General features: G+C 26.6%; 22 protein-coding genes. 18 read left to right on the forward strand and 4 right to left on the reverse strand.

Going from position 1 to position 24,230, the window contains the following annotated elements; translation table 11 throughout:
* The first annotated feature begins 24 nt into the window (after positions 1 to 24).
* The 7 genes from IC174_RS06050 to IC174_RS06080 all read left to right on the forward strand — a co-directional run bounded on the left by IC174_RS06050 (position 25) and on the right by IC174_RS06080 (position 7,277).
* Positions 25 to 327, forward strand: coding sequence for a PTS sugar transporter subunit IIB (locus tag IC174_RS06050; RefSeq protein WP_227433038.1), 303 nt, complete (start codon positions 25 to 27; stop codon positions 325 to 327).
* A 426-nt stretch (positions 328 to 753) separates the two neighbouring features.
* Positions 754 to 3,510 (forward strand): sigma 54-interacting transcriptional regulator, encoded by a 2,757-nt coding sequence (locus IC174_RS06055; protein ID WP_227482391.1) that lies wholly within the window; start codon positions 754 to 756, stop codon positions 3,508 to 3,510.
* A gap of 132 nt (positions 3,511 to 3,642) precedes the next feature.
* On the forward strand, positions 3,643 to 4,122 hold the full coding sequence (locus IC174_RS06060) for a PTS sugar transporter subunit IIB (RefSeq protein ID WP_227433042.1): 480 nt from the start codon (positions 3,643 to 3,645) through the stop codon (positions 4,120 to 4,122).
* 15 nt (positions 4,123 to 4,137) lie between these two features.
* Positions 4,138 to 4,560: a PTS sugar transporter subunit IIA gene (locus tag IC174_RS06065; protein ID WP_227433043.1), complete on the forward strand. Its 423-nt coding sequence runs from the start codon at positions 4,138 to 4,140 to the stop codon at positions 4,558 to 4,560.
* A 28-nt stretch (positions 4,561 to 4,588) separates the two neighbouring features.
* Positions 4,589 to 5,380, forward strand: coding sequence for a PTS mannose/fructose/sorbose/N-acetylgalactosamine transporter subunit IIC (locus tag IC174_RS06070; protein ID WP_227433045.1), 792 nt, complete (start codon positions 4,589 to 4,591; stop codon positions 5,378 to 5,380).
* Positions 5,373 to 6,173: a PTS system mannose/fructose/sorbose family transporter subunit IID gene (locus IC174_RS06075; RefSeq protein WP_227433047.1), complete on the forward strand. Its 801-nt coding sequence runs from the start codon at positions 5,373 to 5,375 to the stop codon at positions 6,171 to 6,173. Before IC174_RS06070 ends, IC174_RS06075 begins: the two co-directional genes overlap by 8 nt.
* 48 nt (positions 6,174 to 6,221) lie before the next feature.
* Entirely contained in the window at positions 6,222 to 7,277 is a 1,056-nt protein-coding gene (locus IC174_RS06080) for an SIS domain-containing protein (protein ID WP_227482392.1), read from the forward strand.
* Between the two features lie 183 nt (positions 7,278 to 7,460).
* Here IC174_RS06080 and IC174_RS06085 read toward each other — a convergent pair whose 3' ends face one another.
* Genes IC174_RS06085 through IC174_RS06095 form a run of 3 tightly spaced genes read right to left on the reverse strand, consistent with a single transcriptional unit; the run spans position 7,461 to position 9,628 of the window.
* Complete coding sequence (locus IC174_RS06085; RefSeq protein WP_227482393.1) at positions 7,461 to 8,210, reverse strand: ABC transporter permease; 750 nt, start codon at positions 8,208 to 8,210, stop codon at positions 7,461 to 7,463.
* A complete protein-coding gene (locus tag IC174_RS06090; protein WP_227482394.1) occupies positions 8,204 to 9,166 on the reverse strand; it encodes an ABC transporter ATP-binding protein in 963 nt (320 codons plus the stop codon). Before IC174_RS06090 ends, IC174_RS06085 begins: the two co-directional genes overlap by 7 nt.
* Before the next feature lie 3 nt (positions 9,167 to 9,169).
* Positions 9,170 to 9,628 (reverse strand): GyrI-like domain-containing protein, encoded by a 459-nt coding sequence (locus IC174_RS06095; RefSeq protein WP_227482395.1) that lies wholly within the window; start codon positions 9,626 to 9,628, stop codon positions 9,170 to 9,172.
* 353 nt (positions 9,629 to 9,981) lie between these two features.
* Between IC174_RS06095 and IC174_RS06100 the strand changes: the two genes are divergently transcribed.
* The 10 genes from IC174_RS06100 to IC174_RS06145 all read left to right on the forward strand — a co-directional run bounded on the left by IC174_RS06100 (position 9,982) and on the right by IC174_RS06145 (position 22,155).
* A complete protein-coding gene (locus IC174_RS06100; RefSeq protein WP_227433053.1) occupies positions 9,982 to 10,338 on the forward strand; it encodes a GntR family transcriptional regulator in 357 nt (118 codons plus the stop codon).
* A 72-nt stretch (positions 10,339 to 10,410) separates the two neighbouring features.
* Complete coding sequence (locus tag IC174_RS06105) at positions 10,411 to 11,127, forward strand: ABC transporter ATP-binding protein (protein ID WP_227433054.1); 717 nt, start codon at positions 10,411 to 10,413, stop codon at positions 11,125 to 11,127.
* Entirely contained in the window at positions 11,120 to 11,944 is an 825-nt protein-coding gene (locus tag IC174_RS06110; RefSeq protein WP_227482396.1) for an ABC transporter permease, read from the forward strand. Before IC174_RS06105 ends, IC174_RS06110 begins: the two co-directional genes overlap by 8 nt.
* A 10-nt stretch (positions 11,945 to 11,954) precedes the next feature.
* Positions 11,955 to 13,166, forward strand: coding sequence for a hypothetical protein (locus IC174_RS06115; protein WP_227482397.1), 1,212 nt, complete (start codon positions 11,955 to 11,957; stop codon positions 13,164 to 13,166).
* A 20-nt stretch (positions 13,167 to 13,186) separates the two neighbouring features.
* The gene (locus IC174_RS06120; protein WP_227433057.1) at positions 13,187 to 13,987 is read left to right on the forward strand and encodes a hypothetical protein; all 801 of its coding nucleotides are present in this window, start codon (positions 13,187 to 13,189) and stop codon (positions 13,985 to 13,987) included.
* Between the two features lie 11 nt (positions 13,988 to 13,998).
* On the forward strand, positions 13,999 to 15,267 hold the full coding sequence (locus tag IC174_RS06125; protein WP_227482398.1) for a hypothetical protein: 1,269 nt from the start codon (positions 13,999 to 14,001) through the stop codon (positions 15,265 to 15,267).
* A 317-nt stretch (positions 15,268 to 15,584) separates the two neighbouring features.
* Positions 15,585 to 16,766: a metal-dependent hydrolase family protein gene (locus IC174_RS06130; RefSeq protein ID WP_227482399.1), complete on the forward strand. Its 1,182-nt coding sequence runs from the start codon at positions 15,585 to 15,587 to the stop codon at positions 16,764 to 16,766.
* A gap of 285 nt (positions 16,767 to 17,051) precedes the next feature.
* Positions 17,052 to 17,846 carry an ABC transporter ATP-binding protein gene (locus IC174_RS06135; RefSeq protein WP_227433060.1) on the forward strand — a complete coding sequence of 265 codons (795 nt, stop codon included), beginning with the start codon at positions 17,052 to 17,054 and terminating at the stop codon, positions 17,844 to 17,846.
* Entirely contained in the window at positions 17,847 to 19,919 is a 2,073-nt protein-coding gene (locus tag IC174_RS06140; RefSeq protein WP_227482400.1) for an ABC transporter permease subunit/CPBP intramembrane protease, read from the forward strand.
* Positions 19,920 to 20,610: 691 nt separating this feature from the next.
* Positions 20,611 to 22,155, forward strand: coding sequence for a bifunctional diguanylate cyclase/phosphodiesterase (locus IC174_RS06145; protein ID WP_227433063.1), 1,545 nt, complete (start codon positions 20,611 to 20,613; stop codon positions 22,153 to 22,155).
* A gap of 192 nt (positions 22,156 to 22,347) precedes the next feature.
* Here IC174_RS06145 and IC174_RS06150 read toward each other — a convergent pair whose 3' ends face one another.
* Complete coding sequence (locus IC174_RS06150; protein ID WP_227482401.1) at positions 22,348 to 23,307, reverse strand: helix-turn-helix transcriptional regulator; 960 nt, start codon at positions 23,305 to 23,307, stop codon at positions 22,348 to 22,350.
* Between the two features lie 108 nt (positions 23,308 to 23,415).
* On the opposite strand from IC174_RS06150, the gene IC174_RS06155 reads away from it, so the two are divergent.
* The gene (locus IC174_RS06155) at positions 23,416 to 23,868 is read left to right on the forward strand and encodes a DUF6194 family protein (protein ID WP_227482402.1); all 453 of its coding nucleotides are present in this window, start codon (positions 23,416 to 23,418) and stop codon (positions 23,866 to 23,868) included.
* The last annotated feature ends 362 nt before the right edge of the window (positions 23,869 to 24,230 follow it).

Consider the following 24,230-nt stretch of genomic DNA (forward strand, 5'->3'; position numbering starts at 1 on the left):
AGATTTGATTAAAAGGAGATATTAATGATTAGGATATTATTAGTGTGTGTTGGCGGTATGTCTTCTACTTTATTGGTAAATAAAATGGAGAAAGATGCAAAGAAAAGAGATATAGACTGTAAAATATGGGCAGTTGGAGAGGGAAATATAAAATCAGAACTTGGTAATTTTGATATTTTGCTTCTTGGGCCACAGCTTAGATTTATGTTTGATGATGTAAAATCTATAGTTGGAGATAAAGCTCCAGTAGCTATAATAGATATGGTAAACTATGGTACTTGTAATGGTCATGCTGTATTAAATGCAGTACTAGAAATACTAAATTAAATTAATCACTGATAGTGAACTCTATGATATAGAGTTCACTTTTTATATTTTATAGTTCTTTTTCAAATTTTTTTATTTTCAACAAGGCTGATTTAAATTGTTCATCTTCATAGACTCTTAATATATAATTAACTTAGAAAAAAATTATTTCTAGAAAAAAATTAATAAAGGAGAATATAAGGTAGAGTTGTTTCTATATGTAAATTATTCCTAAATTTGCACTGATTATATACTTATCCATTTAGATTTTAATCTATTCAAAATACACTTCTATTTACTCGTTTATCAATTTATATGGTAATAATTGGATTTGATTGTATGAAATTAGTGCAGTACTATTTATTAGAATAAAAGAATATAATTTATTTTTTCACTAATATATAAAGGATATACTGGTATCATTGACATTTATATTGGAGGTTGATTATGAAGAATGAAATTTTACGTTTTATAAATGAAAAGGTATTATTTGACAATTTTGATGAACTTAAAAAACAAAGTGGTATAGTAACAGAAGATATAGTAAAAAAGTTTAATTTAAGTAGAACTCAATCAAGCAGATTATTAAATGATTTGGTAAAGTCTGATAATCTTATAAAGATAAATAGTAGACCTGTTATCTTTCTACCAAAAAATAAGATAAATGATGCAATAGGTCCTACGAAAAAAAGTATTTATGAAAGTGTTGATGAACTTAGTAATGAGTGTAAATTATTAAAGCAGGAGATTGTATTTAACAGTATTATAGGTCATGAAAGTAGCCTAAAGGAGGCAATAGAGCAAATAAAAACCGCTGTACTTTATCCAAATGATGGACTTACAATAATGCTAACAGGTGAAAGTGGTGTAGGTAAAACTTTTTTAGCGAAGGTAATATATAAGTATAGTGTAAGTAGTAATATATTAGAAAAAAATGCTCCATATAATGTACTAAACTGTGCACAGTACTATAATAATCCAGAGTTATTATCAAGTATACTATTTGGACATGTCAAGGGGGCTTATACTGGAGCAAATGAATCTAGAGCTGGGTTAATAGAGAAATCTGATGGTGGTATATTATTTTTAGATGAGGTACATAGATTAAACAGTGAAGGTCAGGAAAAGTTATTTACATTTATGGATACAGGTACATTTTCTAGAATTGGAGAGAATGGAGTAAATAGAAGTGCTAAGGTAAGGCTAGTATTTGCTACAACAGAAAGCTTATCTGAGTTTTTGCAGACTTTTTTAAGAAGAATACCTATAAATATTTATGTTCCTAATATAGAGGAAAGAGGAACTATTGAAAAAAGGAAGATTATAGAACATTTTATATATGAGGAAAGTAAGGTGCTTGGTTTACCTATAGAGATAACTCAAATTACATTAAATACGATTTTAAAGATAAAATTCAAAGGTAATATAGGTGAATGTAAAAATGTAATAAAATATGCATGTGGAAGGGCATATGCAAAAAACCAAAAAAGAAATGGAAATATTTTTGTTACACTTCAAGACCTTCCTAGAAATATTTATATAGAAAATGTAGATATATTTCAGTTCCAAAGTGCTAAAAGCAAAAGTATTGTGTTTTCTCCTAAACAATTTAATATTGAGACATCAGATGAAGGAAATAAAAGAAATATAATATATCAAAGTCTTACAAAGTGTTTAGATTATTTTGATAGACTAGAAAAAAAAGAAATAACAAAAGAGATATTTAGTGAAAAGAGCTCAAACTTAATGATTAGGTTAATGGATAACCTAGTTTTTTCAAATAATGATGAAAATAAAAATGTACTTATGGAGCTTATAATATCTATAATGCAGGATATATTTAGAAATTTAGAAGTTAACAACAATATAAAATATGATGGAAATAATGTATTAGCATTTTCTTCGTATCTTTATTTGAAGGATGAGTCTTATCAATTGTCTGATGAATGTAAAATCTTACAAAGTAAATTACTAACATATTTAAAGAAAGAAAATTACAAAGAATACTCTATAGTAAATAAAGTATCGACATTAATAGCAAATAGATTGGATATGTATCTTAATAATGTAGATATAATTATAATGATTATATTTATTAAGTCGACAGTTATAAGAATGAAGTCTAATAAAGTTAATGCAATGATTATAGCACATGGGTATGCTACTGCTAGTAGTATGGCAAATGTATGTAATCGTATGTTGGGTAAAAATGTATTTACAGCTATAGATATGCCTATAGATGCGACAATTGCTGATGTATCAAATCAAATGTCTAGATACTTAGAAGGAGATAGGATAAAAAATGGACTAGTTGTGTTATTTGATATGGGCGCTCTTAATCTGATATATGAAGATTTAAAAAGTAAAATAAGTAGTCCAATGTTGTTTATAGACCAAATATCCACTATTTTTGCACTAGAGGTAGGTAATTTATTAATGCAAGGTAAAAACATTGAAGATATAGCAGAAATTATGGATGAAGAAATTAAACCCAACATACAATTGTATTATCCTCAAAAAAATAAAGAGTATGCTATAGTATCTTCTTGTTTTACTGGGATAGGTACTGCTATAAAAATCCAACATCTACTTTCAGAAAGCTTAATGGGGATAGTTGATGTTAAGATAATACCGCACGATTATGAGAGTCTTGTTTCTATGGGAGATAAAGATCCACTTTTTAAAATGTATGATGTATTGGCCATAGTAGGAACTGCTAATCCAAATGTAAATGGAGTAGATTTCATACTACTAGAGGATATAATATCAGGAAAAGGAGAAGATGATGTCTTTAGAATATTTAGTAAAGTAGTAGAAAGTGAAAAAATCAAAAACATAAATGATTCTATCATAAAGAATTTTTCTCTGATTAGAGTAATAGATAGTCTGACTATTTTAGACTCAAAAAAAATAATAGAGAGAATAGAAGAAGGAATCAATGCTATAGAAAATAATCAAAAGAAAAAACTTCCTAATGATAAAAAAATTGCTTTATATGTTCACTTAAGTTGTATGATTGAAAGATTGGTTAGACAAGCTGAGATTGAAGAATATACTGATATGAATTTATTAATTAAAAACCATCACAGTGAAGTTAAACTAATAAAAAATGCATTTAGTGTGCTAGAAAAGAGCTATAGTGTGCAAATATCTATTTCAGAAATCGGATATATCTATAATATTATTTATGGTCCACTTCAGTAAAATACAGTATTAAAAAATAAATAAATAAAATTGAAAAAAAGTATGCCACTAGTTGGCATGCTTTTTGCTTTTATAAATAAACAAGAGGATAAAAAATAAAAATTTTAATATATAATGGAGGATTTGAGGAAAATGATATCTTTAATGAGGATTGATGACAGACTAATACATGGTCAGGTAGCATATGGATGGACAACATCATTAGGTATAAATGTAATATTAGTTGCAAATGATGAAGCAAAAAACGATCAAATGAAAGCCATGTCATTAAATTTAGCTAAGCCTAGCAATGTAACTTTATATATAAGGGGGGTAGAGGAATCTGGAGAAATAGTAGAAAAATTTGCTTCTTCAAAGAAAAGTAATGTATTAGTATTAGTAAAAAATACAAAAGATGCTTTAGATGTAGCTAAAAACTCAGGAGGAGTTTTAAAAGAAATAAATGTAGGTGGATTAAGATACGAGGAAGGAAAGAAGAAGCTGACAGACTTAGTTGCTGTTGATGATAATGATATAAACAATTTTAAAGAAATAACTGATTTAGGAATTGATATAGAATTTAGAATGTTACCTAGAGACAAAAAGAAAAAATTATCAGACTTAATAAAATAATTTGGGAGAAAGAAAATGAAAAATTTTTTAATTGCAACACATGGAGAATTATCTAAGGAGCTTGTTGAGACAAGTAAATTAATAATTGGTTCATTAAGTAATGTTGAGTACTTTTGTATGACAAAAGATAAATCAGCAGACGATGCTGAGAAAGAAATGATAAGTATATTATCAAATAACAAAAATAATGGAGAACTTATCATACTAACAGATATATTTGGTGGAAGTGTAGCAAACATATGTACTAATTTACTCTTACAAGGGTTTAAATTTGAGTTATTGACAGGAGTAAATTTACCAATGCTTTTGGCTATTCTTTTATCAACAGAAGAGGATGCAAAGCTATTAGCTAAATCAGGTTTAGAGGAAGCGAGAAATGGAATAGTTCATGTAAATGAACTATTAGAAAATAAAAATGAAATCAAAAGTGTGATGTAATTAATGTAAATTAAGAGGGAGGTTCACTATGTTAGTACAAGCTATTATGTTAGCTATTATAGCAGGCTTTGGTATATTAGATGGACGTATATTTGGTCAGTCTATGTTTGATAGACCAATAGTTACAGGGGCATTAGTAGGATTAGTTTTAGGAGATATAAAGTCAGGAATTATGATTGGTGCACAACTTGAATTAATTTGGATGGGAATTGCAGGAATAGGTGCAGCTACTCCTCCAGATGTAGTAACAGGTGGTGTATTAGGTACAGCGTTTGCTATATTATCAGGAAATGGTGCAGAAGTTGCTCTAGCTGTAGCAGTGCCAGTAGCAGTTTTAGCACAATCTCTTGGAGTATTGGTTAGAATAGTAAACTCATATTTTTCTCAAAAGGCAGTTTTTTATGCTAAACAAGCTGACTTTAAAAAGGTTACTATAATGATGTGGATACCAGTAGTATTATTCTTTTTAAGTACTTCAGTTCCAACATTTTTAGCAATTATGATTGGTGCTGATAAAGTTACAACATTAATAAATGCAATACCTAAAGTTATATTAGATGGATTAGGTGTTGCAGGAACATTGTTACCAGCAGTAGGATTTGCACTACTTATGGATATGCTACTTTCAAAAAAGATGTCTGTATTTTTCTTTATAGGATTCCTCTTAGCATCTTATGTTGGACTAGATATAACTGCAATAGCGTTGTTTGGAGTCTGTGTAGCAGTTATATTAAACTTTTATATTAATAACAAAGAAAATAGTCAAAATCCTCAAGTAGCAACTAATATTTTAACGGAAGGAGAGATTGACTTTGAATAAACTAACAAAAAAAGAATTAAGAAGTATGTTTTGGCGTTCATTTGCTCTTCAAGGTGCGTTCAATTATGAAAGAATGCAAAACTTAGGTTATTGTTATGCAATGTTACCTGCAATAAAGAAGTTATATAATAAAAAAGAAAATCAAGCAAAAGCGATAGAAAGACACTTAGAAATTTTTAATACAACCACAGTAGTAGTTCCTGCTATATTAGGTATAACAGCAGCTATGGAAGAGGAGAATGCTAATAATTCAGAATTTGATGAAAACTCAATCAGTGCTGTTAAAACAGCTCTTATGGGACCTCTTGCAGGAATTGGGGATTCACTATTTTGGGGAACATTTAGAATTATAGCTGCTGGAATAGGAGTATCACTTGCAAAAGAAGGAAATATATTTGGCCCGCTATTATTCTTACTGTTGTATAATATCCCAGCATTTGCTCTAAGAATACTTGGACTTAAATATGGATATAAAGTCGGAGTAAATTCACTTGAAAGAATACAAAGAGAAGGGCTTATGGAGAAAATAATGTCTATGGCTACAACTGTTGGTTTATTCGTTGTAGGAGGAATGGTTGCAACAATGTTGAGTATAACTACTCCACTAAAATTTAATTTAAATGGTGCAGAAGTGGTTTTACAAGATATATTAGATAAAATAATACCTAACATGTTACCTTTAGCTTTTGCATTTGTAATATATTACATGCTAAAGCGAAAGGTAAGTGTAACAAAGTTAACTCTAGGCATTATAGTTGGAGGAATTGCTTTACATGCAATAGGGTTATTATAGAAAGAAAATTATAATTTATTAAATATATGAATAAGGAAGGCATACAAAATGAGAATACAAGATTATATGTTAGAAACACCAGCAAAAATGAGAGAAATGATATCTAATGCAGATAGTTTATTTAATGAAATTAAGAAAGAAGATATAAAAAAGATTATAATAACAGGTTCAGGTACTAGTTATCACTCAGGATTGCAAGTACAACCATATTTGCAAAATTTATTAGACATAGATGTTGTAGAAAAGTATCCATTTATGATAACTGAAGATACATTTAAATTTGATAATAAAAATACTTTAGTGGTGGGAATATCTCAAGGTGGAAGTAGTTATTCTGCATATAATGCTATGAAGTTAGCTGAAGACAAGGGTTGTAAAATAGCATCTATGGCAGGCTGTAAAAATGCTCTAATAGATGAGATTTCTGACTATATATTAACAGTGAATTGTGGTGAAGAAAAATCTGGTGCTAAAACAAAAGGCTTTTATTGTACAAAGTTAAATTTAATGTTATTAGGTCTTCAAATAGCTAGAGAAAAGGGAATAATATCTAGTGAAAAGTACAATGAAGAGATAAATAAGATATTGGATGCAATAGATAGATTTGAATCAGTATATAAATCATCTGAGCAATGGATTGAAAGAAACAAAGAAAAGTTAGTTAACGCTAAAGAAATAAGAGTAGTAGGTCACTCTGATATATATGGAGATACATTAGAGTCAGCATTAAAATTATTAGAGACAATGAGAATTCCTGTAACTGGATATGAGTTTGAAGAGTTCATACATGGTGTATACAATGCTATAAATAGTGATTCTACTATATTTATACTAGATACAGGAAGAGAACCTAGAGTAACTAAGATGGTTGAAGTACTTTCTGGATGGACAGACAATGTATTTGTCATAGGTAGAGATGTTGCAGAAGAAGATAAAAATTTAAAGGCAGATATTATAGATAATCCTTACTATCAAACGTTTAACTTCATAGTACCTATACAATTGATATGTGGAGAAATACCTACATTAAGAGGTATAAACCCAAGTATTCCAAAAGATACTAAGTTCCACATGAAGTTAGGTAGTAAGAAGTTTAATAAGTAATTATACATATAAGTACTTTAGTTTATAGTTTCTTGTATAAATTTATAAATATACACTTAAGTAGCATGAATTATAAAGGTGGTGTCTCAAAATGATTTTAATTAATCATTTTGGAACACCACTTTTTTAGTGTATATATAATAGATTAGTTTTTTACAAATCTACACACATTATCTTCAAAAATTAACTTACCATTTCTTTTTTCAGTCTCCACATAGCAAGTGCGAAACTTCCACAACACAATATTAAAAATAACACTATAACAGGTAGTATATCTCCAACTAGAATGGTTTCACCAAATATTAGACTACGTAAAGTATTAATAACATGGGTAAATGGATTGAGCATAACTGCTATTTTTAATCCTCCAGATAAATCTTCAACAGGGAAGAGAGCAGAGCTTAAAAAGAAAATAGGAAGTACAATGGCAGTCATAATTGTTTCATAAATTATTTCATTTGGTAATAATAGACTTATAGCATAAGCTAGGCTTGATAAAAAAAAGGCTGTCATAAATATCAATACTATCATTATAGCAATTCCACCAATACCAGATGCTATTTTTACTGAAAAGAATATGCTTACTATGCATAAAATTGCTACTTCAATAAAAGACACTAGGATAGCTTCTAGTAACTGACCAAAGACAATGGAATATCGACTAATAGGTGCAATTAAAACTCTATAAAAACTCCCACTATTTTTCATTATAAAATTGATGATACCACCACTACTACATGATGAAAAGATAACCAATACAATTATACCTGGAAGTATAAAAGCTGTATAATTATCGACATTCATATCACTCATAGTTTGGTTTGCGACAGAGCTATAAAGTATAAGCCAAAGAAGAGGTTGTAATATAGTAACTACAAATGAAATTGGATTTTTAAAACGCCATTTCATATTACGCCATAAGATATTTAACATTTCCATTCCTCCTTTAAATCTTTATTAGAACTTGTTAATGCTAAAAAAACATCTTCAAGACTTGGCTCTACAATTTCTATCGCATCAAACTTTATATTATGCTCTAAAAGAAATTTATTTATTAACGTAAGTGAAGTTCTACTTTCTTCTACACTTATGAAAAGAGAATTTTCATGTATATTCATAAATTTAACTAAGCAAGCATTTTTAATATCATTCTTATATTTTTTTATATCTTCAATATCATGAAATGCGATACGAAGTATATTTTGCTTAATATAATTACGTAAACTAGATGGTGTTCCTTGTGCCAAGTCTTTTCCATTTTTCATAATACAGATATTATCACTTAGCTGTTCAGCTTCTTCAAGATAATGAGTAGTTAGAAAAATAGTTGTACCATATTCATCTCTAATTTTTAGTAGCATATCCCACATAGCTTTTCTTGAATCTACATCCATACCAACAGTAGGTTCATCTAAAAACAGAATCTTAGGAGACGACACCATATTCATAGCTATATCTAATCTACGTTTTACTCCACCAGAATAAGATGAAGTAGGATACTTTAAGTAACTAGTTAACTCAAATTTTTCAATTAAAGAGTTTATTCTTTCTTTTGCAACTTGTGGTTCCACTTTATACATTTTGCTTTGGAATATCATGTTTTCCATGAGAGACAGGTGTTCATCAATAGATACTTGTTGTGCTACACAAGCAATTTGAGTGCGTATCCAAGATGGATTATTTATTAAGTCTTTTCCAAGCATCGTTACATTACCCGCTGTAGGCTTATAAAAAGTGGTCAAAATATTGATAAGCGAAGATTTACCAGCACCATTTGGACCAAGTAAAGAAAATATTTCTCCAGTCTTTACACTAAAACTTAGACCATTTAAAGCTCTTACACCATTTTTATATTGTTTTACTAAATTGTTGATTTCGATTGCCAACATGTATTATTCCTCCTCTTTAAGTGGAAATATGATTTCTGTAATATATTTATCTGGATTACCTTTTATTAGCATACCTGGTCCTTTAATAAATACTTCTCTCCAAGGAGTTTTTATTGTTAGATTATTTTCATGAATATATTTAAATATCATTTCATATGTTTTCGGCAAATTGTTATATGAACCAATGTGGGTAAAAAACAAAGCTTTTGTTTTAGGAAACTCTTTTATTGTTACACCCATACGATTTGGAGTTTCAGAAGTTGGTACACATAACTCCATTTTTCCTATGCCAGTTTCTTGGTCAACATTATGGTAACAAAAGAATGGTGCACCATTTGATTTTCCTTTTATAGATTTAAATACATTTGGAAAATATTTTGTTGCTTCAGTCATGGGTCCATTGTAACTCATAGTAGCTGCTGTGACTGATTCGATGTTTTTAATTTCAATTTTATAATTCATTTGTTTTCCTCCTTAGGTATGTTTATAATGGTTTAATTAACCCATTAAGTATTAGTACAATATAAGATTTTTGATTCATTGATGATATAACCTTACCTTGTTTGTTTTCAAGTCTAACATAACATAAAATATATATCCTCTCATTTGATGCTCAATTTTGTAAACTTATTATTTGAATTTTGATTTTAATGATTTAATAAATTAAAATCAAATAATTTATTAAAAAGTATTTACAAATTAAGTGTATTAATCGTATAATACACTTAACGAAATATAAAATAAAATTTAAAGTAGAAGTGTATTTTTTTAGAAAAAGTGTATTATCGTATTAATACACTAGAATAGGAGGAAGTATGAATTTTGAATTAGATAATACATCTCCAATTTATTTGCAAATAATAAAGCATATAAAGAGACAAATAGTAACAGGAGAATTAAAACCAGGAGAAACAATACCATCAAGAAGAGAAATGGCACTTAATTTAAAAGTAAATTTAAATACTGTTCAAAGGGCATATAAGGAGATGGGTGATATGAATATAATAAATACTTTTAAAAACTATCAGAGTAGCGTGACAGTTGATGAAAATATATTAAAAAATTTAAAACTAGAGTTAATAAATGAATCTTTAGTTGTATTTATAGAAGATATGAAGGCAATAAATGTTACTAAAGAAGAAGTTTTAAAGATAATAGAAGATAGATATTAGTTTTTTAATAAATATAAACACTTAACTTATAAGGTTAATTGTACAAGCATATTAAATATGGAGGATACTAATATGATAGAAATTAAAAATGTAAGCAAAACATATAAAAGAATGCAAGGACTAAAAGTAAAGAAAATAGATGCTTTAAAGAATGTAAGCTTTAGTATTGAAAAAGGAAAAATAACAGCTTTACTTGGGATAAATGGTGTTGGTAAGTCAACAATTTTAAAAGCAATAGCAGGGCTTATAAAAATTGATAGTGGAGAGATTTTAATAGATGGAGAAAAAATGAATAAAAACATATATAATAAACTTGCATTTGTTCCAGATGTAGAATCTCACTTTAGTAATACAACAATAAAAGAGTCATTTGAATTTATGGAAATTTTTTATCCAAGATGGAATAAAGAAAAATCAAAAGAAATGATGGATATATTTAAACTGAATGAAAATGAATTAATTGACAATTTATCTAAAGGAAATATTGCAAGAGTAAAATTAATTCTTGGATTTTGTCAAGACCCAGACTATATATTACTTGATGAACCATTCACAGGGATTGACTTGTTTAAAAGAGAAGAATTTATAGGAGTGATAGCACAGTATATGAAAGAAAATCAAGCTATTATTATAACCACTCATGAGATAGTAGAAATAGAAAGTCTAGTTGATGAAGTTATAATTCTTGATGAAGGTAAAGTAATAACATCATTTAATGCAGAAGATTTGAGAGAAAGAGAAGGTAAGTCTATATTAGATAAAATGAGGGAGGTATATAAGAATGAATAAGCTTCTATGTCTAATAAATGTAGATTTAAGGAGAAATAAGAGGTTTTATATAGCCTATATATCTTTTTTATCTTTAATTACATTGGGCTTAAATTTATTTGAAATTATTAAATTTAAGAACTCTAAATTTATTATAAACTTAGCAATAGAGGATTTTGGAGGTGTATTTTATGGAATAGGTATCATTGGCAATCTTAGATGTATCCAAACAATTTTACTGTATGGAATATTGGGAATGTTTACATACTATATTTTTATGTGGAAAAGAGATTTCTTTTCTAAAAATCAAAGTATTTATACTTTAATGATGTTACCTCAGAATAAATTTAAACTTTGTATATCTAAGTCAATTACTTTGATAACAATGGTATATGGTTTTTTGATAAGTCAGATAGCAACATTATTTATATGTAAACACATATTTAATTTTGTTTTTAGAAATGCTCCAATAGTTAATATGTCCTTTGCTCAGGATTTATATTATTTAAATTTAAAAAGTATTCCAATCGATTTTATTTCTTTCATAACAATTTATGTATTTTTACTGTTTGTAGCTATTTCTTTTTTGAATAGTTGTATATTATTCACATTTTCTTACAGAGGTAAATTTTATGTGATTTTAATTACCTTGATAATTTTGGCAGGGTTATATTTTTCAACAGTATATATAAATATAATTAGTTTGTTTAGAAAGTATTATGGATTTGTTGGAACACAACTTAATTCCTTAGGTAACTATGTATTAAGTTTTATAGTTATAATGTTTATTTTAAATGGAATCTCTTATTTCTTAATAAATAAGAAATTGTCTATTTAGGAGGTGTGACATGAAATTAAAATCTAAAATATCTATACTTATTATATTTTTAGCAGTAGCAATATATTTTAGTATAGACCTATTGAACAATGAAAACAATTTAAGTATAAAAACGATAAAAGGTGACCAAGATGAATTGGGTTATATAAACATATATTTTGGATATGATTTTAATGGATATATAAATTCAAGATATATAATAAATGGAAGCAATAAAACTAAAAAAACAGAATTATTAAAATCAATAAAAGAGAGTGAGAACACGAATAACCTAATCGATGTCTCTAGTGGTTTGGATTCAATAGCTCATGTTGGTTTTGAAATAAGTGATGATTCTAAATCTAGTTCAAAAGGGATAAATTTTGTTATAGATGAGAAAAAAGAAGACCTAGAAAAAGGTGTATTTATTTCAGAAGGAAGTGATAAAAAAGTTGAATATGAAAAACTAGATATGGATAATTTTATAAGAACTAAATATAAAGTAGATAAAGATATCGATGAGTATCATGTAAAAGTGCTATCATCAAAAAGATACAAAAAAGATTTATATGTGTCTGTGCTTTATGCTCCAAATGAGTCATCAGAAAAAAATGAAGAAGATTTGAATACTATAGATATAATAAAGATTAATACTAAAAGTAAAAAAATAGAGACGATAAAAAGTATAAATATAAGCAAGTATATTTTTGAAAAATACAACAACATACAGAGTATTGATGTAAGTTATTCTAGTAAAGATGGAGATAAAATGTATATTTTGATAGAAGCGATAAATGCAAATACATGGGATGATGTTGATTCTAAGCTCAATTTACTTGAGTATAATGTTAAAGAGAATAAAGAGAAAATAATAGAATTAAAAAGTTATAATAGAATGTCTTTGGAAAAAGCAAAGCTAAAAGATAGTAAATTATATATGATAATGTCAGAAAGAGATAATTCCAATAAAAGTAAAGAGGTAAATTTAATAACTTATAACATACTAGATGGCAGTTTAGTTGAAGATAAATATGTTTTGGATGAAAAAGAAGAAAGAAGCATCAGAAACATTGAAATTGATTCAAATAAAATCATTGTATGTACATCAAAAACAAATTCCGTACTACCCTGGGACAATAAGACTATTCTATATATAATAAATAAAAATTCGAAAGAAATAGTGTATAAGGGAGAATTACAGTTTAATAGTTCAAATAGCAGTTTAGAATTTGAAATAAAGTAGGTGAATTGATGAGGGATTTAATGAAGTTATTTGAGTTTGATTTAAAAAGAAACATAAAAAATTATATATTTATAATAAGTTGTTTTTGTTCTATTGTATTTTTAAATCTAGTGAAAAATTTAAATGATTATAACTATATAATAGAAAATGCAGTAAAAACTGAGCAGTTATCAAAAGTAGGAAAGACAATAGAAACAGTAAGTGTCATGGGGTTTTCAAGTTTTGGAAACATAATGGGTTCTATACAATCATGTTTTTTATTTGGGATATTTGTGTGTATTTGTTATGCTTTTTTTATTTGGTATAGAGATTTTGACATGAAAAGCAAATCCATATATACACTTGTGATGCTTCCTAAGAATAAAATTAATATTTATATATCTAAATTATTAAATGTATTGTTTCTAGTGTATAGCTACACTATATTATTTACAATAACTTTATTTATTGCAAGTAAAATACTACCTAATTATATGCTTGGTAGTATTGCAAACTATAATTTTGTACAAGAAACAATATATAAATTAAATATTTTACTTCCATACAGCTTTGAGAACTTATTAGTAGAATATGTATTTTTACTAATAGGAGTTATATGTGTAGTATTCACATCAATTCTTATAAATAAATCTGTGTATAAGATGAGAGCTTTAATGAGTTTTCTATTTTTAGTTATAGAAATTCTAATATTTATAATTCTTGTAGAGTTTATTATACCTTATGAATATAGTAATGTATTTACTGTAGTATATTCAAGTGTGAGCATATTTGTATGTAGTTTTATGTCTAATAAACTTTTAAATAATAAAATTGACTTTTAGGAGGTGTATATATGAGAGAAAAGAAATTAGGAAAATATACAATATGTTTTATAACAGTATGTTTATCAATGATTATTATGACTTTGATATTGAGTTGTCTTAGTAAAAATAAATTATCTATAAGAACTTTAAATGGTAATCTAAAGGATATAGGAAGAGTTAGTTTAGTATATACACCAAATATAAGTAGATATACTTATGAAGAAGTAACCATAAGTAAAAATGGGACAAGAAATGATATAAATCCTAAAACTAAAATTGGAAATGATTATTTGCATATTGATAAGAAATACAGCGATTTTATTGATGGTAAAGGAATCGAATTTATATATAAAGATGATTTGAATATAGGGGTAGCATATACTTCTACTAAGTCTAATTCAGTACAGGAAAGAAACCATTTAAATGATTATATAAAAGTTTCAAATAAAAATTTGAAAAGTGGCTTAGAAGAAAATTTTGATATTGATTTAAAAAAATCTGATTTTAAAGAAAATAGTTGGCAAACTATTTTTAACAAAATATATAGAGGAAATTTATATATGGTGATTAGTGAAACAAATGTTTCAGGTGTTACAGTCAATAATATTTGTATATTAAAGGTAGATATAAAAAATAAATCCTATAAATTATTAAATAGATTTAATTTAGACTCACAAAGTAAATACCAACAAAATATTAATGAGATTAAATTTTCTATTGGAAGTAAACTTTATTTAGAGAGGTTAAACAACAAAGAGATAAATGGTGACATTGAAGGGCATGATAATTATTCAGATTTCATTGTGTATGATATAGAAGAGAATTCTTTCGATAAAAGTAACAAGTTTATGGATAATTTAAATAAAGAAAAAAATGCTGACCAAGGGGAAATGGGCTTATTGAGTAAAACAAAGTTAGACTATATCGTTAAAGATAACAAACTAAATATTATAGTTACAGATAAGAGTCGTTTTATAATTAATCTTGTTTATAGTGTTGATTCTAATGAAATTAAACTAGAAGATTATGAAAGGCATAATTTAAAAGTAGATTATGATGAAGCACTATCTGGTGTTAGGAAAGTTAAGTTATTAGACGATAAAATATACTCTATTTCAAGTGTAAAGGAAACTATTTCAGGAGAGAAAAAAGGAAGTGGAGTTACTTCTGACATAGTTGGAACCAAGCCAATAAAATTTCAAGTATTTGATATGAATCTTAAAAAAACAGTATATGAAGCTGAATTGATAAATGGAGATGTAAGTTTACAAGATAAGTTATTCTTTGTAGCAAATTAAATAATAGTATTAATCAAATAACTTTAAATTTAGATATTTTTTCATGTAAAATATAAAAATGAATAGATAAAAATAAAACAAGATAATTATATACATTTTGATTATCTTGTCTTATTTTAGCATTGATATAAAAGCAATTTGATTAATATCTTTTACATATTATAAATATTCTAATATTATAATATATTCTAGTTTAATCTGATATTTAATTCACTTAAATTTGAAATGATAGTAATATAGTGGTAGAATTAATTATTAGAATATTAAAAATAATAAATAAATAATACATTATACTTGAAGAGGGGGATAATTTAAAAATGAGTAAAAAGTATATAAAAGCAGGAAATTTAATTGATGGAACAGGAAATAGTATTATGAAGAATAAAGGTATAATTATTGATGGAGATACTATACTTGAAATTGAAGATATAAGAGAAGATTTAAGTGGATATGAGGTGTATGATTACCTAGATAAAACTGTTATGCCAGGAATTATGAATTGTCATGTGCATTTGACAATGGAACCAGTAGGAAATCCAAAAGTTTATTATGAGAATGTATCTGATGTAGAGCTTGTAGTAAATACAATAAAACAACTTGATGCATATTTAGATTCAGGAGTAACATATATTAGAAGTCTAGGTTGTCCGAAATATGTGGATGTACAACTTAAAAATCTTATAGACAAAGGATCTATAGATGGTCCTGGTATAGTTACTTCAGGTCCAGTTATATGTATGACAGGAGGACATGGATACTATTTTGGTATTGAAAGTGATGGAGTAGATGAATGTAGAAAATCAGCTAGAACAGTTTTAAAAAATGGAGTAGATTGTGTAAAGATAATGGCTACTGGAGGTGTAACAACTGATGGTGTTGAGCCAGGTTCACCACAGTTGACTTTAGAGGAAATGAAGGCTGCTGTAGATGAAGCTATAAAAGCAGGTAAAATAACTGCTACACATGCACAAGGAAGAACTGGTATAAAAAATGCAGTTCTTGCAGGTATTACTTCTATAGAGCATGGTGTTTATTTAGATGATGAAATAATTGATTTGATGCTTGAAAAAGGAACATATCTAGTTCCAACAGTTGCTGCACCATATTTTATTTTAAATGCAGGAAAAGAAAGTGGAATAACTGAGGCTACTCTTAGAAAGTGCGAAATTGTTGCTATTCCTCATAAGGAATCATTCTTAAAAGCGTATAAAAAAGGAATTAAAATTGCAGTTGGTTCTGACGCAGGAACTTCTTATAATGAACATGGAAAGACGTATTATGAAATGAAATTAATGTCAGATTATGGTATGGATAACATGGATGTAATAGTAGCAGCTACAAAAACTGCATCTGAACTTTTAAGAATTGATAAAAATTATGGAACTCTAGAAAAAGGAAAGAAAGCAGATGTGATAGTGGTAAATGGAAATCCTATAGATAATATAGATGTAATGTCAGATGTTTTATCAGTATTTAAACTTGGCAAAAAAGTTAGATAATAAAATAAAAGAGAAATTAGAAAAAAGTGTCTGAAAGAATGTTTAAAAGATTAGAGACACTTTTTTTTATTGATAATATTTATTAATACTTTAAAAATTCATATGTTATTTTATATCCATTAGTTAATATATATATTATAAAAGAATAAAAAGTAATAATTTGTCATGTAAATATATGTGTTTTTATAAATAATATATTTTAAAATAAAAAACAGTATATAAAAAAGGTTTATATGTTATATTTATATAAATATATCTATAAATAAGAAAGGAGCAAGTTGGTAAATGATAGAGGTAGATAAATTATGTAAATCTTTTACAAGGGTTGTAAAAGATGATAAAAGTAAAAGTTCGATAAAAAAATTAAAGAAGATTAAAACTAAAAAAGAAGACTTTCTTGCTGTAAATAATGTTTCTTTTAGTGTTGAAGAAGGTGAGATAGTTGGAATATTAGGACCAAATGGTGCTGGAAAAACAACATTACTTAGAATGTTAGGAGGAATATTAACACCAACATCAGGAAATATAAGTGTTTCTGGATATGATTATTCAATAGATAGAAATTCAGCAAAAAAAGAAATAGGATATCTATCTGGAAATACAAAGCTGTATGGGAGACTTTCTCCTAGAGAACTTTTAACAACTTTTGGAAGTTTATATGAAATGACAAAAGAAGAAATAGAAGAATCAATTAAAAATGTTGTAAAAGTAATGGATATGAATGAGTTTATAGACAACAGAATTGAAAATCTATCAACTGGTCAGACACAGCGAACATCTATAGCTCGTTGCTTAATACATTCCCCAAAAGTATATATTTTTGATGAGCCGACATTAGGTCTTGATGTTTTGAGTAGTGCATCTATAATAGACTTTATGAAAAATGAAAAGTTAATAGGAAAAACTGTACTTTATTCAACTCATTATATGGAAGAAGCAGAAATTTTATGTGATAAGATTTTAATGATTCATAATGGAAAAATAATTGCATCAGGGACTCCAGAAAGTTTAAAAGAAGAATCAGGAGTAAATAACTTGAGAGATGTGTTTATAAATCTTGCTAGAATGGAGGAGGTTTAGATGAGAAGTAAAATTGTAAAATACATATTCAAAAAAGAAATGTTAGACATACTAAGAGACAAAAAGACTTTATTTATGATGATTGTTATACCACTTCTTTTATATCCTTTGCTTATGTTGTTGATGATTCAGGTAATGAATATGTCCGCAAATAGTATGAATAGTAAAGATATTAATATAGCTTTTGATAGTACACCCAATAAAGTGCTTGTATCAATGATTGAAAAGGAGAATAATTTAGAGGAAGACACTGGGAACAATAAAGATACTACAAATGATAAAGGCAAGATAAAAATATTAAGTGTTGATAATTATAAGAAGTCTTTAGAAGAAAATAAAATTGATGCCTACATAAAAATAGAAGAAAAGCAATCAGCTACAAGTTATAAAATATATATGAATTCATCTCAGGAAAATTCTTCTAACTCTGTAAAAAGAATTGAAACTGTTTTAGATAAATACAAGAGACTTACTGTAGAAAATACTTTAGCTGAAAAAGGATTAGATGTACAGAGTACATTGGAACCTATAACATACAATACTATAGATATTGCAAAAACAGAAGAAGTAGCAGGTTACTTTTTAGGTCAGATATTACCATTTATATTAATAATAGGAGTTTTGCTTGGTTCAATATATCCAGCAATAGATGTTATGGCTGGAGAAAAGGAAAGAGGTACACTAGAAACTTTATTTACACTCCCAATATCGAATTTAGAATTAGTAATGGGAAAATATATGGCGGTTTCCCTTAGTGCAATAGTAACAGCAATTTTAAATATTTTATCTATAGGATTAACGATGGCATTTATTTTAGTTAGTGGTGGTCTTAGTAGCCAGTTTGGTTTTGGAAATTTTAATTATGGAGATTTAGTTTTACCAGTTATTACTACTTTAATATGTGTATGTCTGTTTTCAATGGTAGTTGCAGCAATAAGTATGTGTGTATGTTCACTAGCAAAAAGTTTTAAAGATGCTCAAAACTATATAACTCCTCTTATGTTGGTTATTATGATACCATCTTATGTTTCTATGATACCCAATATAGTATTGGATAGAGTAACAGCTGTAATACCTGTGGTAAACATATCATTACTTATAAAAAGTGTATTGTCTTTTAAAAGTGATTTAAATCTGATAGCACTAGTTTTAACATCAAATATAGCTTTTGTAATATTGGCAATTATACTTCTGTCTAAAATGTTTAATTCTGAAGAAATACTTTTTGGAAATAGTAAGAGTTTTTCTTTTTTGGAGAAAAGATGCAATATAAAAAAAGGGTCTATACCAACTGTGAGTGATGGTATTATTTTGTATGCAGTAGGATTAGTTCTTTTAATTTATGTTGGTTCTTTGGTTCAAATTAAATTTGGAACAGCAGGTATTGTAATGACGCAAGTTATGATAATTGCTTTACCACTAATATTTGCATATTATATCAAAGCTGATTTTAGAGAAGTATTTAGTATAAAGATTCCAACATTAAAACATCTCTTAGGAGGCGTTGTTCTTTGGGTTGGAGGATACATAATTATTATGATTATAACTCAGTTAATTTTATTTTTATTTCCTCAAAATATGGAAGTGGCTGAGAGTTTAAATAAATCTCTTTTTATGAAGGATAAATTTTTATTGAATTTATTGATAATAGGATTATTGCCAGCTATATGTGAAGAAATATTTTTTAGAGGTTTTATATTTTCTGCATTTAGTAAATCCAAAAATGGAGTTAAGTCTGTAAAGTTAGCAATAATATGTAGTGGAGTATTGTTTGGTATTATGCATATGGATTTTATAAGAATAATTCCAACATCAATATTAGGAATCATATTTGCATACAGTGTATATAAGTCTGGCTCTATATTTGTATCAATGTTATTACATTTCTTAAATAATAGTGTAGCGGTTATAGTAAGCCATTATGCAACAGGAAATATAGCTAACTTATATAAGTTTATTGAGGTTGATTTTTCAAATTTAAATATATTTAAATTTGCTTTAGTTCTTGTAATAAGCTTTATATTAGTTATATTAGGAATGAGACTTTTATACAGAAAAGATTTAAAAAATTAAATATAAATTTCTTAAATATATTGAGATAATAAATAACACTAAAATATATAAGTATTGCTTTATTTATATATACTTTAGTGTTATTTTATTTATTTATTCATTATATAAACTCTTTATAAATTCATTTATATAATATTTTAATTATATAAATGAATTTATAAAGAGTTTATATCTAAAAAATGACTTTAAAAAATTAGGTAAAAAAGGCATATTAAAAAATTTATATTAAATATTATTCAATTTAGTTAATTATAAAAATTAAGTGTTGATTTGTCGAAATGAATAGAAGAAGAAAAACATAATGAAATTTTAAAGGTGAATGTATTGGAAATACTGTGTTTTAATAAAAAGTAGTCATTTCTTGTAAAATGGATAGTTTATATTTATTTTAAAATTTGTAAAATTTTGCTATACTATATATATAGAATATGTTATATTAGTTGTCTTTCCTATTGATTTATACATTTCATATCGGTATAATAGAAAATAAATTGGATTATTTTGGCATATAATTATTGATGAAAAGCCTATATCTTTCTATGAATTTTCTGAAAAATTTTATTTTTATATTATAATTATATTAATTTTTAATAAAAACTATCCATTTTACAAGAAATGGAAACTTTTGGAATGTGTTTGTTTGCTAGTGATTTATAATCAAATAGAGGTGCTTTAATGGGAGGAAATTTTTATGAGGAAATTACAAAAAAAATTAATGGTTTTTTTATTTATTTGTATAATTTTACAAGTTAAATATACAACACCAGTCTATTCTTTACATAAGCTTTATAAAAATAACTCCATAAATAACCTTGAATTCAGATTATTTAATAAACAATTTATTAGCTACTATGCATTGCAGATAATATTTATTATGACGATAATATGTCTAGTACTTATTTTTTATATAATATATGATAAATTAAGTTTAAGAGTTAAATTGCAAAAGATAGTATATACAGATGGTCTTACAGGAGCAAGTACTATGGATAAATTTGTAATTGATGCTAAAAAAATATTAAGCAAAAACACTCAAGAGAAATATGCGTTATTATATATAGATATTGATAAATTTAAGTATATAAATGATTTGTTTGGATATGAAGTGGGAAATAAAATTTTATGTAGTTTAACAAATATTATTAAACATAATATATTTGAAGAAGAAATATTTGCAAGGATATCTGCTGATAATTTCACAATAATCATGAAATATAGAGAAGAAGAAGATATAATAAATAGATTAGAATCTATATTTAAAGAATTGGATTTATTTAATAATAATCAGGAAGAAAAATATAAATTAGTTTTAAGTTGTGGAATATACTTTATACTTCCAGAAGATAAAGATATCAACCCAATAATAGATAGAGCTAATATACCTCATAAAATGGCAAAGGGAGGACATAAAAGTTCATATGCATTTTATGACAACAAGATTCATGATCAAGAAATAAAAGAAAAAGAGATGGAAAATACAATGTTCTCAAGCTTAGAAAATAAAGAGTTCATAGTATACTTGCAACCTAAAATAGAACTAAATACAGGAGAAATACAAGGTTCGGAAGCACTTGTACGATGGAAAAGTCGTGATAAGGGATTAATTCCTCCAAATGAGTTTATACCATTTTTTGAGAAAAATGGTTTTATAATAAATTTAGATTTATATGTACTAGAAGAAGTTTGTATACAACTTAGAAAATGGATTGACACAGGTATAAACCCATTAACTATTTCAGTTAATGTATCAAGAATACATTTATATTGTAATAATTTTATAGAAACCTATAAAAATATAATTGACAAGTACAATATACCTGCAAAATATATAGAACTTGAATTAACTGAGAGTATTATATTTGATAATTTTGATATTTTAATTGATATAATGAATAGTTTAAAAGAGATAGGTTTTTTAATATCTATGGATGATTTTGGTTCAGGGTATTCATCATTAAATATGTTAAAAGAAATTCCTATGGATATTTTAAAACTTGACCAAAAATTTATCATGGAAACATATAATAGTAAGAGAAGTAAAATAATTGTTACTAAAGTTGTAGAGATGGCAAAGGAATTGGGGATGAAAGTAATATCTGAAGGTGTAGAGACAGAAGCACAGTTTAAACTATTGAAGGAAGTCAAATGTGATATGGCACAAGGATATCTATTTGGAAAACCAATGCCAATTGAAGAATTTGAAAAATTGATTGCATACACTTCAGCAAAAGAATAATCAATTTACTTTATAAAAAATGAATAAGTTATATTAAAAATGAACTTTAAGCTAGAGTTCATTTTTTTATGTGGATTTTTATACATCTATTTATTAAAATATGTAAACATTAACAAATATAAATATAGTCTTATCTCATATAGATTAGACAAAACACTAGAATGTAGTATATATTGATAGCATCCATTGACATTACACTCCAGTGTTTATTTTGCAGTAATGATTGTATAACTCCTGAACTTTTGATTTTATCAATGTTTTAAGCTCAATTGGTTCTAGTACTGTGGCCTCTTTTCCAAATGACAAGAAATATTCAGCTACCCAGTTTAGTGTTGTTTTTGAGATATACATATCTATGTAACCGCCATTAGGAAAAACAGTCAATCCTTTTGCTAATAGAAATTCTGCCTCACAGCGTTTTACTCCTATATCTGTTAGTTGAATTTTAATATGATAATCTTTAGCAACTTCTAAATTTTCAAGATATTCATGTATTGAATTTGGAATACTGTATTTTGAACTTGTTATATTTTCTATACTTACAATCTTTTCAATTCTGTCTACACGAAATTCACGGATAGATTTTGACTTTAAGCAATAAGCTGGACAGTACCAAAGACCATTCATTGCATATAAACCAACAGGTATAATAGTTCTGATACTTTGGTTTTTATTTGATGAATATTGAACTGTAAGAGCAGAATTATTTGTAATTATGTTAAATAGTTCTTTTAGCAAGGGAGAAGAGCAATGTCTATCTGGTGTCCAGAATACAATTTTATTTTGTATTTGAGTAATATTATGTTGTACATCTGCTGGTAGACAATTTAAAAACTTTTTTAATACAGAGACTCTCTCTTGTTCAAATGGCAAATCACGATAAAAAGCTAACGATTGATAGGCAAAAAATATTGCTTTTGCTTCACTTTCTGAAAAGGTAATTGGTGGTAGTATACGTTCTTTTAACATATGATAACCACCTGTTGCTCCTGTTTTTGAATATAGAGGGAATCCCATGCTTTCTAAAGCTTGTAAATCTCTAAGTATTGTTCGTTTTGATACACAAAATTCTTCAGCCAATTCTCTTAGAGTAAAATTTCTTTTTGCATTTATAGTTATCATCAATTCAATTAAGCGCTCAGCCTTTGACATTTTTCTACTCCTTTTTTTACAATAGTGACAATTATTGTCACTATTATATGATAGGATATTATCGTGTTGAAAGCAATATAAATATTATAGAAAGGATGGATATTTAATATGAAAGCTGACGATATATTCAATTACTGTGTATCAAATTTAGATGATGTTGTTTTAACAGAAAATTGGGGGGAAAGAGGGATATTTTATAATCCTAATGGTATTTTAAAGAAAGGAGTATATGTTCTTACTATCAAAGAAAAAGATGGTGAAAATGACAAAAGTTCATCACTAAACCGAAGTAATGTTTATCGTGTAAATGTGTGCTTGAAAAAGGAAACATTTATTAAAAGGTTTGATAATATCCCAAAACGGCCAGATGCTGGGCAAATTGTGAAAATGGACTTTGATTTTACAAAACTGGATACAATTATGCCTCATCCTGTTTATGCATGGATGGGATGGGTGTGTGTCTTAAATCCTTCAGAAAAAACATTTAAAGAATTAAAAGTAATGATACAAGAGTCATACGATTTTGCTAAGGAAAAATTTGCTAAAAGGATAAAAAAGTAATAGCATGTGAACATAATTATAATAAAGGCTACTGAGACCTGAAAATGTAATTCTATTTTTTCACTTCATATATTCTTATAGATTCATATAAAATTTGGTAGCCTTGAATGTAAATCTCTAAGTCAGACAAGAGAAAAATAAATACCAAATGAAATATCAAAAAACATAGTGATTAAGGGAATTTCTTGTATTATACCTATTTAGACTTGAAGATTTTGAGATTTAATAGTAGGTTTTAAAATGCTATTTTTTATAAAAACTATCTTTAAATGAAAAAGCTTGTAGATATTCATAATTTTATTTAAAAATAGTTGACATATGAGCTGTATTATTATATTATTGTATTAGGTTATTAATACAAT

The organism is Clostridioides sp. ES-S-0001-03 (assembly GCF_020676075.1).
GTDB lineage: Bacteria > Bacillota > Clostridia > Peptostreptococcales > Peptostreptococcaceae > Clostridioides.